Source organism: Demequina sp. (assembly GCF_047975725.1).
Taxonomy (GTDB): domain Bacteria; phylum Actinomycetota; class Actinomycetes; order Actinomycetales; family Demequinaceae; genus Demequina.
This window is the reverse complement of sequence record NZ_JBKEED010000013.1, coordinates 25,396-38,910: the sequence shown is the minus strand read 5'-3', so window position 1 is coordinate 38,910 and position 13,515 is coordinate 25,396. Positions and strand designations below refer to the sequence as shown.

Sequence of the window (13,515 nt, the reverse complement as noted above, 5' to 3'; positions counted from 1 at the left end):
TGCTCCGCTTGCCGTTGTCGGGGCGGGGCCAGAACTCTCCGTCGAACAGCCCGAGAGGAGCGCTATGGCGACAGGTAGCCCCGCCGCGGCGAGCCCAAGAGGCCCTGCCGCGGCACGGCGAAGGACCATGCCTAGAACACCTTCTTGATCGTGTGGCAGGTGTAGGAAGCCCAGTAGTTGTAGTCCTCCCACTTGGTGGTCGAGCAGGCGGTCGAGTTGTGCTTGAAGTTCTTGTCAGAACCCGAGAAGCTCCAGACGTACCCCTTGTTGTAGTACGGGAGCCTGCAGGAACTGTTCGACGTGTAGTAGGCGCGAGTGGTCTGCGACTTGCCGTCGGGCGTCCACCGGATCTTCCAATCTTCGCCGCAGATGTTGCTCGTCGTCAGTCCTGCGTCGTACCAGACTGACCATTGATATTGCACGGTGCCCGCTCCATAGATCCGCTGGCAGTTGTGCGACGCGGACGCGCCGGGTGCCCAAGAGCAACCTTGGGCCGAAGCGCTCGCCGGGCTCACTACCAGGCCGAGTGTCGCGCCCGCAAGACAGAGCGCCACAACTGCTTTCCGCAACTTTGACATCATCGTTTCCACCCCTGTTTGATGAGTAATGCCGGTTGAATAGAACTGTGCGCGTCTCACCGTAGTGGGCACTACCAGGGCGGTCAAGGGTGCTTTGACCTACGAACACCCGAGCAAGCGTGTGCAATTGAGGATGGGATCGCGAGCCAACGAGATTGAGCCGCTCTAAAGGTAAGGAGCTGCGTGCGAGTGCTGCTCGGCCGTCATCGGCTCCGATGGCGCGCCAGCGGCACCTCCGGGTCGGTTTGGCGTGCACGTCGTAGCGGGTGCGGCTGCATCCTGCAGCACGAGCCGACCTCCATGCCCGGTGCGAGTGCGAGAGCACCCGCCCGCCGGCACTCGTGGCTGAGCTGCCGCGATCACGTAAGGCTTCGCACCTGGGCGAGCGAATCGCGTCACACTGCTGGAGCCAAACTGTCGGACTGCCAAGCGCGCCGAGGGCTTCTGGCCAGTGGGACACCGTGCGACCGCCTAGGCCTTCTGCCTGTTCGGCGGCGCTGCTCCGTTGGCCTGTGTTGCGCACTACAGCCCGCTCGAGCCAGGGCGTGGTTCTCGGTTCGCGCGCGAGACACACGGTCTTGAACGGGACTACAGCTGTAGAGAGCGCTGGTAATTCGCAGGTCCACTCTCGCTCTCTCGTTCGGGAGTTTCCATACGAGTTACGCCTACGGAGGAGTCGGCGCGACTGCGGCTCGGTAGAGGCCAACTCGCAGAGCCACGATCAGGACTTGGCCCCTGGCTCAATCGGACGTCGACGGCAGGATGTGTTCGCTCGTTCGCGTGCCGTCTGGCGCGCCCGTATGGCTCACGGTGAAACCCCGCTTCAAATTTACCTGTGCCCGCGTTGGCGTCCGCCGTGCCAGCCGTTCTCGTATCTAGAGCGCGCACTATCGCGAACCTGTCCGGCACCTACTGCGGCTCAGACAAGAACTGCAGGGCCGGTGGAGACGCTGCCCGCCTGGGGTCCACCGTCCGCGGCGACAGGCTGAGAGTCCAAACCTCTAACCTTCGGCGGGCGGTCGAGGCCCCTCAGACGATCGCGGGCCTTGGCCATTACCCGCACGGACGACCTTCCGGTTCCTGCCCCACAAGAGGTACACGAGCCCCCCTAGCGGGAAGAACACGACGACGACCACAATCCAGACCCACTTCGGCAGTCCGCGCACCGGACCACGGAGAATGTCCCATACCAAGAGCCCCACGATGGCCCCTACCACCACCACAACGAGCGGCAAACCTAGCGATGGCCCGACAAAGACGCCACCCTCGATACCAGTCAGCATCGGTCCCCCGATTCATTTGAGCATCGCGCGATTCATTTGAGCATCGCGCTTGCGGCGAAGACTACATGTCGCCGGAGGCTGCCGCTAGATCGGTGCGGAGACATCGTCTCTAGAGGCGTGGAATCTTGATGTCGGGACCTATTTGCGGGCAGCCCACGGTGCACGGCATCCGAACCGCCTCTTGGGCACCCGGGTTGGCCGACGCCAAGACGACGTACGTGACGCGATCCGAGCGGGCTCGGGAACCGGCCATCATGAAGGACCACCGCGCCTTCGGAGGGCTCATGGGCTCCATGATTGGAAGGTTGTTCCTGAGACATCGCGTGCGGTTGGTGCCCGTACACGTAGCAAGAAGAGGCCGTTCCGGCGCAGAACGCGAGAGAGGCGCCCCCGCAACTCGCGCGTGCAATGCGCGGAGAGCGGCTCGATGCTTGTCGCGAGCATCCCTGGCGCAACCCCAAGTCCAGGGCGAGCCGTGTGGCCGCACAGGTCGGTGCGGCGCGCGAAGTCCCAGGACGCCGCTTGGTTCCCGGCGCGCATCTGCGCCGATCAACAGAGACGGCGGCGTTGCGCACTCGTGCTTGTAACCCGTTGGCCCAACGTGGACCACTCCTAGCGCGGTGCTGTCCCTACTTGAGCCACGCTCGGCATCCCACCTGTCCCCCCGAGGGACGACGCGGTGAGTGAGGCCCTCGTGGGAGTGCATGTTTGAGTTGTCCCGCCTTGGGACACAGCGCGAAGGGCCGGAGCGCCGCGGGGACGTTGTCCCGATCCGACTGTCCGCGCCTAGGTGAGTCGCGGCCGCCGTTCTGAAGGTTGCGTGGACCCACAGGCGTGCCACCCGCTTTGCGGACACGATTCAGGTGGGTATATGTGGCTCGCGTCTGGTCGACGTGAAGAGTTCTAGAAAGATTTCTAGTTTGAGTTATTGAAGACGTTCTATAAAGAGTTCTAGACAATAGACGAATGAGGACGCGTGTGGGATAAGATACCTGCTAAACAGCGTGTTGCAAGATTTGGGTGCACTGTCTATCCTCTCCTTCAGGGTCGAGACAAATGTCTTGATGGCAAGCGATGGGAGGTGTAGCGTGAATCGCGAGAACGACAGCAAGGTTGACTTGCAGGATCCTTTTTCCAGGTGCCATTGGTCGTTGTCTACTGAGTCGTCGACGGTGTACCACCCAGACCAGCGTGGGCAGGTGCCTCTTGTCGTGCGGCAACGCGGCGCGGGAGTCACGATGCGTAGCGAGCACGACAACTTGTGGCTTGAGCTGAGAGCGGCGGAATCTGGACCGACGCTCGTATGCGATGGTCGAGAGCTCGCACCTGAGGAAGTTGACGTCTCGGACGTCTCCTGTTGGGAACTTCGGGTCGGGTCGCGGCACAAGTTCGCGTACGCGTTGGTGGGAGGCAGTGCGCTCATCAACGGGTTCTGCGTGCAGTGCGTCCTAGAGCACATCGCGTCGCTCGAAGACAAGACGCCTGCACCTCGGCCCAGCTCCTGCGCTCGTGCGGCCGACGACATGGACGGGCCGGGCGCATGACGTCGCGGACGGCTATCCAGGTTCTTGAGTGCCCGATGGTGTTCGTCGTCCACACTGCGTCGGGCACGCGGTATGTCGTCGATGCGCGCGGTGGACGTCCGTGCGCACGGTACTTTCGGGCCCGCTCGGCGATCTCTTACACCAACCGCTTCGATGCTGCCTGGCAGCCGCTCGCGGGACTGTGGTGTCTGCATGCGGGCTTCGACGGGTTGAGCCCGTGGGGTCGCGCGCGGCCCGGGAGTTCGATTGAGGAATGGACACTCGCCGAAGGTAGTCAGCAGGTGTTCGGAACGCCCGACATGCATCCGGACCGCGGTCCACTGCACGGATTGTTGTCGACTCGAGCGGCGCGGATTGAGTGTCTCGACGAGGTCCCTGACTGGGTTGGTGCGTCATGACGGGCCGACGCCCGGAGCGGGAGTACCGGACGGTGCTGAACTTGCACAGCGACGTGGGTGTGTTCCGTGTTCGTTCCGTCGTAGGCGGTGACGTGTATGTCGATCTGCGCGATCTCGACCACGGCCTGGTTGCCTTCATGCCGCCGCGAGTGGAAGGCGGCAAGCCATGGCACGGGTCGTGGTGGCCCCTGCTGTGGGTCACGTCGGCGCCTGCGACCCACACGATCCTGGGCCAGCCCATTTCCATGGCCGACCGGACCGAGGGCGACATCAAGGTAAGTCGGGTGAGGCTGTACAGCCCCACGGCGTGGGTGGTGTGGCGTGGACACGACCAGTGGCTAGGCCAGGCCACCTGCGCGGAGCTCGTCCAGCTCACGCCCGATGCGGACACCGGTGCGGTGGCCGAGGTGGCGTGGATTCAGAAGGGAGAGGCGTGATGGAGGAATACGAGTTGACAACCGTGCGGGTGCGCAATGCGCATGGCACGTTCGCCATGGAGTGCGAAGACGGAACCACGATCGAGTTCGAGCTGTCGTCGATTGGCCGCGATCACGTTCACCTCGTTCCACCCGACGGGGCAGCCAATGGGTTCGAGGGGCTGCGGGCACCGCTCCTATGGGTGATGTCTGGACCCGACAACGATGCCCAGGAGACGCCAGCTGTCTTGCGAGTGGCGCTGGCACACACGATCTTCGTGGCCGACGGCAATGACGTCCGCACCATCGACCTGCCCGTCGCGGAGCGCCTCTACGCCATCGACTGGACCTTCAACTCTGAGGTGCCTGCGCAGGAATGGCCCGCGGCGGTGTTCCCGCCCGGTCGAGAGTTCAAGTCTTCGACGTCGCAGGGCGCGACGCCCCTGTCCACCGGTCCGGTCACGAGCGATCGGAGTGAGTGCCATGACGATCACTGAGGTCAACGTCATGGACGAGCCCGGGCTGTACCTCGTCGTGAGTTCGTCGCCTGTCTCGTACTACGTCGACACCCGCTTCGCGCGGCCGCGCGTGCTGCGAGCCAACCCCAACCTCTTTCAGTACGCCACCGAATTCGATGAGACCGACGGCCGGTGGGTGGAATTGACCGACCTCGTGTCCCTGCCATTCGGTGAACGCGACGGCGTCCCACTGGCGCCAGAGGCCATTGACTGGGATGACACGCCCCAGTGGGTCATACGTGTAGGAGCCCGTCCGCTGATGGCCTGTAGGGACCACAACCCCGACGGAAGCACTTTCGCGTTTCCCTGGCAGCCACGCTTGACCGCCGCAATCGACCGACTCGAGGTACCGCCAGCGGATGATGACCTCGCGATCAGCCCCCAAGACAAGATCGCACGCTATGGAGTCGAGACTTGGTGAGCACGCCGGTAGCGTTCGATTTGCGGGCCGAGCCTGCGCTGTACGAGGTCCGCTCGTTGAAGTCCAGCAGCGTGTACTGGATTGACTCCCGCACCTCGGAACCGCGCTACCTACGGCTCGCCGGAGGCGACTCCACACCGCTTCGGCTCGACAGTCACTGGCGGCGGTTGCTGTGGTTGCAGGCCGAAGAAGTGGCTTGGGATGGCGAGGAGTACATCGCGGGCGATGCGATCGACTACATGGATGTCCAGCCGTGGACTGTGCGCGTCGGGTCGCAGCACATGCTGCTATCTCCAGACCGCACTGCGGGCCGACGGCCGATCTACTGGCTCCACACCAGTCCGTGCCGAGAGCTCCTCCAACACGCCACGGTACCCGGCTGGCTGGACGACGTGCTGGGATCGTTCAATGACGCGCCATTTGGAACAGTTCATTGATGAGCGGGAAGCGGTGCGTGCTGGTTGATGTCGCCGAAGTCATGGTGCAGCACCCGGCCAGTGCAGGAATCCGCCCCACTGCCTTCTGCTGTTGCCTCTCCCCGCTACGCGGGAGGACCAGGTCGTTCGGCGAGGATCCGCGCGAGCGAGTTGCGATGGCGCAGCGGCCATGACGACTCATCCGCCGAATCGATCTCGCGAGTCTGCAACGCCCACCACAGCGTCGCCTCAACGCCGCAGTCCCCGCAAGTGCGCGGTGAGACTATGCCCCAAACTCCGACATGGGGCGGGTAATCCCAGCCTGCATCAAACGCCTGCTGGTCCGTGAGGTCCTCGGTGCGACCGCAGACTTCGCAGACTCGTGTGACTGCATCCATGGCGCCGACGATAGCGCCCGTCACGGGCATGACAAGGCAGTGTTCGAGCGACGACCACAGGTCATGCGACCGATCGCGCAGGGCGGACTCGGAGCAGACTTGGTTCCCGCCCGAGAGCCGCAAGGGAGTTCCGTGCTCCGTGGACGTCGTGACCGCACAGCTGAGACTTTTTCAGTCAGCGCGGGCCTACCTCAGTCCTGGGTCGCAAGCTCTTCCAACGCGCGCCGCCCCAAGAGCGCGAGCCACACGTCAGCTAACGACGAGCCGCCCGCCCGGCACCATTTGTAGCGGCGCGAAACCGCGAACATCCAGAGATACGGACACGGCCTTGACTAGCGCATACGGACACTCGAGCGACCACCTGCGACCACTGCTCAGTGCAGATCAGCGCCGAGTCGCGGCTGCCAGCTGCAGCTGCGCCATCGAGGATGACCTCGCCAACTGGGCGACGCACTCCGATATTGCAACGCGCATTGCCGTGGCTGGACACCCGAACGTTCCCTTGATCGCCGTCCGCCGCCTAGCGCTCGACGATCGCATGTCGGTCCAGCGTGCGCTCATCGAGAACGGGCACGCCACAAGCCACGTCGCACAAGCGCTCGGGCAGTGTGCACGGGACTTGGACGGCGCTGTGCGCCTGGCCGCGGCGTTACACCCGCGCACGCCATGGGAGGCGTTGGAGTCCTTGGCTCATGATCCTGATCCCGAGGTACGCCGGCACGCGCAGGAGAACCTCGGCCTACAGTGGGCACTCGGACGCGCGTCAGCCCACGATGTCGTCGGAGGGCGCGGCGAGACCCTCGAGCAGTCCCGAGAGTGACTCTGGGAACGCCGGCCCGGGTGTCTGGGTGCGCCGCTACTGTGGCGTCATGACTCTCCTCGACGAGATCATCGACGCGGCGACTGACTCTTCAGTTGCGACGCCCGACCTGCTGCGCAAGGTGCAGGTAGTGGCGCATCGCCTCCACGCACAGGACGCCATCGCGTGGGTGCGTCAGGAGTTGAACGGCTACGACGACGCCGCCGTGCTCCCCACGTATCGCAAGATGCGCACACCAGTGATGGGAACCTTTGCCGGCCCCATGCGATCGTTCACCAAACACCAACTGACCCTTGCGCCTGCGGGCATGGGGGAAATGTTCTCCGTCGAGCTGCGTGAGCCAGTGCTTGAGCTGCAAGCCTTCGCCGAACAGGCAGGCGAGCATGATCCCGGCCGCGAGTGGCCGGCATCAGCGGTGCAACAGTACGAGAACTCAGGGATCTTCAGGATCGAGTTCTTCTCGCTTTACAAGGCACACAACGTCATCACCCGGCAGAGTCTGCGGGGACTGATTGATGTGATCAGGACGAAGGCACTCGAGTTCGCATTGGCACTCCAGGAGTCGAATCCCGACGCCGGCTCCCTAGGCGGTCCGACCGTCGGCGGGAGCCCAGAGCTTCAAGCGGCCGTGTTTCACATCACACACAACATCTACGGCGACGGAACGAACATCGCGACAGGCGCTCACATCAATCAGTCCACCACCTTGGCGCCAGGTGACGCTGACGCGCTGCGCGCAGCGGTAGCCGAGGTGCTCAGCGACCAGGCGGACGTAAACGCATTTGCGGAGGCGCTGGTCGACGAAGGCAGAATCGACGGCGATCGTGTCTCCGACTTCCTGAAGCGACTCCGCGGAGGCGCCGTCAACGTCGCCGGAAGTATCGGGGTGGACGTCGCAGCGAGCATGCTTGTCGGTATCGCCAAGCAATACCTTGGCATGTAAGGAACCTGTCCCTGTCCATATGGTTCTAGCAGCGGAGCCACGACTCAGTGACCCGGTGATGGTCGACCCAAAGGGCCCACTCCGGTGTCACCATTCGTGCTGTCGTGATGGGCGTCGCAGGTGAGCCACCCGGCCCGCAGTGTCGACGTCCCGCTAGCCTCGGGTCATGTCGAAGCCGCTGTCGATGCAGGCCATTAGGTCCAACGCCGCCTCGTTTGTGCGGGACTGGCGTGACGAGGAGGGGTACGAGCGCGGTCAGGCTCAGTCCTTCATCCGAGACCTCCTCGGGGTCTTCGGGATCACTGAGACGCGCGCCGCGATCTATGAGATGCGTGCCGCCCGCTCGTCGACTGCGGGGCAGGGCTTCATCGACGCTCTCGTACCTGGGCTCGCCGTGATCGAGATGAAGTCCGCGGGGCGCGATCTCGTCGCCGCCGAACAGCAGGCGCTGGACTACCTCGACTCGTTGAACGACGCGGAGATGCCTCGCTATGTCTTAACGTCCGACTTCAAGCGCTTCCGGCTCCTCGAACTGAACACGGAGGCCGGCCCGGCGATCGAGTTCGCACTCGAGGACCTGCCCGCCACGGTCGACGCGTTGGCCTTCTTCGCCGGCTACGGGGTCCGCCGCTTCGGATCGCAGGCCCAGGAGGCCGCGTCGATCAAGGCGGCCCAGTTGATGGCCGACCTGTGGGAGCAGCTCGAGGGCTCCGGCTACACCGATCATGAAGCGTCGATCTTCATGGTGCGGACCCTGTTCGCGCTCTACGCCGACGATTCCGCTGTCTGGGAGCGTGACCTGTTTCTCGAATTCATCGAGACGCGCACAAGTGCGGATGGTTCCGACCTGGGCGCGCAGCTGGCGGTGCTGTACCAGGCGATGGCGCGACCGGTCGAAAGCCGCAACCGCAATCTCGACGAGCTTGTCATGCGGTTCCCCTACGTCAATGGCGGCATCTTCGAGGAGACCCTCAGCATCCCGTCGTTCACCGAGGCGATGCGCGAGACGCTCATCGACTGCTGCGCCTTCAACTGGGCCGACATCTCGCCAGCCATCTTTGGCTCGCTCTTTCAGGCAGTGAAGGACGCCAAGGCGCGGCGGGACCTCGGAGAGCACTACACGACCGAGACGAACATCCTCAAGCTGATCGGTCCGATGTTCCTTGACGAACTCCGTCAGAGGTTCACCGACGGGCACCATGACGCCGCTCGGTTGCGCGCGCTGCGGCGCGACATGGCCGACATGCGCTTTCTCGACCCTGCTGCAGGATGCGGCAACTTCCTCGTCGTGTATACCGTGAGATGCGCAAACTCGAGCTCGATGTCGTGCTTCGGCTCCAGGAGCTCGGCTCGCGCGGCTCCGAGATGACGCTCATGTTCGACGAGGGCGACCTAGCCGTCACACTCGAGCACTTCCATGGCATCGAGATCGAGGAGTGGCCCGCGCAGATCGCGCGAACCGCGCTGCACCTAGTCGAGCACCAGGCCAACCAGGCGATGGAACTCGCACTAGGCAAGGGACCAGAGACTCTGCCCCTAAACAAAGTTGACACCATCTACGTGGGCAACGCCATTGCCACCGACTGGGGCAACGTCGTTGAGCCGAGCGACCACCTATACGTGCTAGGCAATCCACCGTTCCTTGGGCATGCTTCGCGAACCCTGGGGCAGGCCGACGAGCTCCGCATGGTGTGGGGACGCAAGGACATCGGCCGCCTCGACTACGTCACCGCCTGGTACGCGAAGGCGATCCAGTTGTTCTCCCGACCCGGTTATGACGGCGAGTTCGCTTTCGTGTCGACGAACTCCATCACGCAGGGTGAGCCAGTGCCCGCACTGTTTGGCCCGTTGTTCGGTGCGGGCTGGCGCATCAAGTTCGCGCACCGGACCTTCGTGTGGACCTCAGAAGCCCCCGACGCTGCTGCGGTGCACTGCGTCATCGTCGGCATGGACAGGCATCCCCGCCGCCAGAGCCAGCTCTTCACCTACGAGGCGGGGCGTGGTGAGCCCAAGCGAGTTGAGGTCGCGCGGTCGATCAACGCCTACCTGGCAGACGCCGCCAACGTCCTCGTTGAGCAGCGGCGAGAGCCGATTGGGTCGCATCTGCCGCGAGTGACGATGGGATCCATGCCCCGCGACGGCGGGCATCTCATAGTTGGGCCAGACGAACACGCGGAAGTCGCCGCAGACCCCGTCGCGGCGAAGTACCTTCGACGGTTCTTGATGGGGCGCGAGCTCATCAACGATGCACCTCGGTGGTGCCTGTGGCTTGAGGATCTCGACCCTGCGGACGTTGGGCGCTCTCGGGTTCTGCGCGCCCGACTTGACGCGGTGCGGTTCGAGAGGCTCCAGAGCCGCGCGGAGTCAACGCGCGAGATGGCCGCGACGCCGCACCTGTTCGGCCAACGCGCGCAACCGAAGGTTCCGTACGTCGGCATCCCGAAGGTGTTTGCCGAGTCGCGGCGCTGGGCTACGTGCGCCCACCTTGGACCTGAAGTTATCGCTGGCGACAAGGTTTACACCTGCACTGACCCCGACGGATTCGCCTTCGCAATCCTCTCGAGTTCAGCCTTCATACTTTGGCAGAAGACTGTAGGGGGTCGGCTCAAGTCGGACCCTAGCTTCTCGAACACGGTTGTCTGGAACACCTTTCCCCTTCCCCGAGTGACTGACTCGCAGCGAGAAGCGATCGTGGCTGGAGGCTCCGGAGTGCTGGTCGCTCGCGAGCAACGCCCTGGCAGGTCCCTCGCCGACCATTACAACGCGCTTGCCATGGATCCAGCCCTGATCGCGGCACACCGACGTCTCGACAAGGCTGTCGACGCGGTGTTCGGCCTCACAGGCGCGGTGAGCGATGAGGCCCGGTTGACATCGCTCTTCGCGTCGTATCAGAGGCTCATCGCCGCTGAACAGCTCGCTGTCACCGGCAGGCGGCGTCGGCGGTAGCGGTCGCGTCAGAGTCGCCGAGTAAGGTCAGTTGCACGTCAGTTACCAAGCGGGGGAACGAGGGATCGGACCATGAGGCTGAAGTCATTCCGGGTGTCGCGGTACAGGAACGTGCTGAACTCCACCGAGGTCTCGGTGGAAGAGGATGTCACCGCGTTGGTCGGTATGAACGAGTCGGGCAAGTCAACGATGCTCGACGCGCTCTATCGGCTCAATCCGGTCTACGGCGACAAGTTTGTCGAACTCGACGACTACCCACGCTGGCGCCGCAGCCGAGACAGCCGAAGCGAAGATCTGCAGAAGGTCTCTCCGATCGAAGCGACCTTCGAGCTCGACGCTGCCGATCTCGAAGCACTGGCGGCTGCGCTGGGCGAAGGTGTCGCCACGTCGGAGACGGTTGAAGTCGGTAGACGCTACGACGACACGTTCTGGGTCGACGTCGAAGTCGATGAACGGCGGTTTGTCCGAAACGTTCTCGACGGCCATCGTGACGCCAAAGCTCTTGCAAAAGCTCACGAGACGATTGCCTCGCTCAAGTCTGCCCTTGATGAGTTGGTTGCCGAAGAATCCGGTGCAGCGGCAGAAGGGGCGTCCTCGGAAAAGGAGGGCGTAGACAAAGAGGTCTCGGGGACACCGAGTAGCGAGGTTTTCGCTCGTATCGACGGCTTCCTCGGGAAGGCCGGCGGTGTGGGCGCTGTCGCGAGGTCGACCGTCCGCTCGTTGTTGCCTAAGTTCTTCTTGTTTACGGATTATCAGAGCCTTGAGGGTCGAGTCGACGTCGCTGAACTCAAGACTGATGCGGACGAGCACCCAGGCGCTTCCCCGGCGCAGACGGCTCGAGCGCTTCTCAAGCTTGCGAATACCGACGTGAACTCCATGACGGACTCCAACTTCGAGTCCAGCACTGCAGAACTCGAGTCGGTGTCGAACGATCTCTCTAGGGAGATGAAGGAGTACTGGAGCACCAACCCGGAGTTGCGCATCAAGATTGTGACTGAGCCGCAAACAGTCACCGACCAGCGTGGCCAGCACAGCGTTGTGCGCTACCTAAACTTCCGCGTGGAGGATCGCAAGCACGACTTCACCAACAACTTTTCGCGCCGCTCATCGGGGTACCGATGGTTCTTCTCGTTCCTCGCAGCGTTCAGCGAGTTTGAGGCTCGTGAGCAGAACGTAGTCGTATTGCTCGACGAGCCGGGCCTGACTCTTCACGCGAAAGCCCAGAAAGACTTCTTGCGGTTCATTAACGAGAGGCTCGCGGCGGCGGGCCAGGTCCTTTACACGACCCACTCACCGTTCATGGTCGACCAGATTGAGCGGGTGAGAGTGGTTGAGGACCGCGGCGATGACATCGGTTCAGTCACGACTTCGGAAGCCCTTGAGGTCGGGGAAGACAGTGCCTTCCCGCTCCAAGCGGCGCTCGGCTACGACTTGACGCAGAACCTCTTCATCGGGGAGCGCAACCTTCTGGTCGAAGGGCCGTCCGATCTCGCATACCTCGACCTGGTTAGCCGTCGACTGCAAACTCTCGGACGTGAGGGTGTTGACGAGCGCTGGCGCATCCTGCCGGCAGGTGGCTCATCAAACGTGCCAACCTTTGTCTCGCTGCTCGGCCGCAAGGTATCGGTAACTGTGTTGCTCGATTCCGGCACCGAGGGAGTCGGCAAGGTGGAAGCGGCGATGAACGCGAACAAGATCGACAGCGATCGCGTCGTTCTCGTGAGCTCTGTGCTGGCTCAGAAGCACGCCGACATTGAGGATCTGTTCGCCGTCGAGGACTACCTTGCGCTCTACAACGCCGCGTTCGATAAGCAAGTGAAGGAAGCGGACTTGTCGGGCCACCATGAACGCATCCTCAAGCGATTTGAGGATGCCGGCGAGCCCAAGTTTGACCACTGGCGTCCGGCTGAGGTTCTCTTGCGCGATCCCGCGCGCGTCGACAACCTATCTGACGCAACGTTGGACAACTTCGAAGCGCTCGCGCGAAAGATCAACGCCACGCATCCATAGTTCCCGCGCCTCGGGCGGTGGCCTCTGCGGGTAGCCGGTCGAGTTCGGCACCGAGTACTGGTCTGGTTGAGAGATTGGGAACCGCAACCTAGCCGCCAAGCGCCGATCGCGTACCGTGCATCAGGTGGGCAAAGCACAGAGACTTAGGGCAGAGAGGAACGCGGCGGCGGAGACCGCACGCGACGACGCTAGGCAGCGCCTGCATGACGTTGCGCTCACGGTAACGCACCTTTTTGGTGACTCGCCCGACTGTGCGGGAGCTGCCGCCGTCATGGTGGCGATCGGCGACGAGCTGCGGATACCGCTCCGGGCGCGTCCAGTATCTGTGATCGTCCGGAACACGAGCACTGGTGACCAGTTCTTCATGGGCCCCAAGGCTCGTTCGGTGCTGTCCGCGGATGCGCTGTCGATGACTGAGGACCTTCGCCAAGGCGGCCGTGACACCGGTCATATGGTGGTCACGTCCGACGACGCACTGCTGCTTCTCGACCCGAACCTGGTCCAAGCGCGCTCCTACGGGCTGGACGCGCCCGCGGTCGTGATGCGCGTGAACAGCACTGATCCAGAGTCCGGGGAGTGGTTCTTTCATCACGAGCAGTTCATCGCTCACTACATGCTCGACGAAGACAACCAAGCGCTCCTACCTAGATTCGCGAGACAGCGCGAAGAGGCTCGGGGTGTGGCGAGGCGCATCGCAGATCGCCTGCGGGAGGGTGCTCAGCCGATCGAGGTCGCCGGAGAGATCGTCGCCGCAGCACCGGAGCGCGCCCTGGGGTCAGACCGAAGTGACGACTGAAAACCCGGCCGGTCGTGCTTCGTCGCGC

11 protein-coding genes are annotated in these 13,515 nt (G+C 63.4%); 10 read left to right on the top strand and 1 reads right to left on the bottom strand.

All coding sequences use genetic code 11. The annotated features are described in order from the left end of the window. Nucleotides 1-131 precede the first annotated feature (131 nt). Nucleotides 132-422 carry a hypothetical protein gene (locus tag ACK5NO_RS04650; RefSeq protein ID WP_416811505.1) on the bottom strand — a complete coding sequence of 97 codons (291 nt, stop codon included), beginning with the start codon at nt 420-422 and terminating at the stop codon, nt 132-134. A 3,377-nt stretch (nt 423-3,799) separates the two neighbouring features. On the opposite strand from ACK5NO_RS04650, the gene ACK5NO_RS04645 reads away from it, so the two are divergent. The 10 genes from ACK5NO_RS04645 (at nt 3,800) to ACK5NO_RS04600 (ending at nt 13,487) form a co-directional block, all read left to right on the top strand. Then, nucleotides 3,800-4,240: a hypothetical protein gene (locus ACK5NO_RS04645; protein ID WP_416811504.1), complete on the top strand. Its 441-nt coding sequence runs from the start codon at nt 3,800-3,802 to the stop codon at nt 4,238-4,240. Continuing rightward, nucleotides 4,240-4,716, top strand: a complete 477-nt coding sequence (locus ACK5NO_RS04640) for a hypothetical protein (RefSeq protein ID WP_416811503.1) — start codon at nt 4,240-4,242, stop codon at nt 4,714-4,716. The genes ACK5NO_RS04645 and ACK5NO_RS04640 overlap by 1 nt, the downstream gene beginning before the upstream one ends. Further along, on the top strand, nt 4,703-5,158 hold the full coding sequence (locus ACK5NO_RS04635; protein WP_416811502.1) for a hypothetical protein: 456 nt from the start codon (nt 4,703-4,705) through the stop codon (nt 5,156-5,158). Before ACK5NO_RS04640 ends, ACK5NO_RS04635 begins: the two co-directional genes overlap by 14 nt. Beyond that, complete coding sequence (locus ACK5NO_RS04630; protein WP_416811501.1) at nt 5,155-5,595, top strand: hypothetical protein; 441 nt, start codon at nt 5,155-5,157, stop codon at nt 5,593-5,595. Before ACK5NO_RS04635 ends, ACK5NO_RS04630 begins: the two co-directional genes overlap by 4 nt. A 375-nt stretch (nt 5,596-5,970) precedes the next feature. Further along, nucleotides 5,971-6,792, top strand: a complete 822-nt coding sequence (locus ACK5NO_RS04625; protein ID WP_416811500.1) for a hypothetical protein — start codon at nt 5,971-5,973, stop codon at nt 6,790-6,792. A 49-nt stretch (nt 6,793-6,841) separates the two neighbouring features. Next, complete coding sequence (locus ACK5NO_RS04620) at nt 6,842-7,735, top strand: hypothetical protein (RefSeq protein ID WP_416811499.1); 894 nt, start codon at nt 6,842-6,844, stop codon at nt 7,733-7,735. 166 nt (nt 7,736-7,901) lie between these two features. Then, nucleotides 7,902-9,104, top strand: coding sequence for a type IIL restriction-modification enzyme MmeI (locus ACK5NO_RS04615; RefSeq protein WP_416811498.1), 1,203 nt, complete (start codon nt 7,902-7,904; stop codon nt 9,102-9,104). After that, entirely contained in the window at nt 9,062-10,681 is a 1,620-nt protein-coding gene (locus ACK5NO_RS04610; RefSeq protein WP_416811497.1) for a DNA methyltransferase, read from the top strand. Before ACK5NO_RS04615 ends, ACK5NO_RS04610 begins: the two co-directional genes overlap by 43 nt. A gap of 72 nt (nt 10,682-10,753) precedes the next feature. After that, entirely contained in the window at nt 10,754-12,691 is a 1,938-nt protein-coding gene (locus ACK5NO_RS04605) for an ATP-dependent nuclease (RefSeq protein ID WP_416811496.1), read from the top strand. Nucleotides 12,692-13,016: 325 nt separating this feature from the next. Then, nucleotides 13,017-13,487 carry a hypothetical protein gene (locus ACK5NO_RS04600; protein ID WP_416811495.1) on the top strand — a complete coding sequence of 157 codons (471 nt, stop codon included), beginning with the start codon at nt 13,017-13,019 and terminating at the stop codon, nt 13,485-13,487. Nucleotides 13,488-13,515 lie beyond the last annotated feature (28 nt).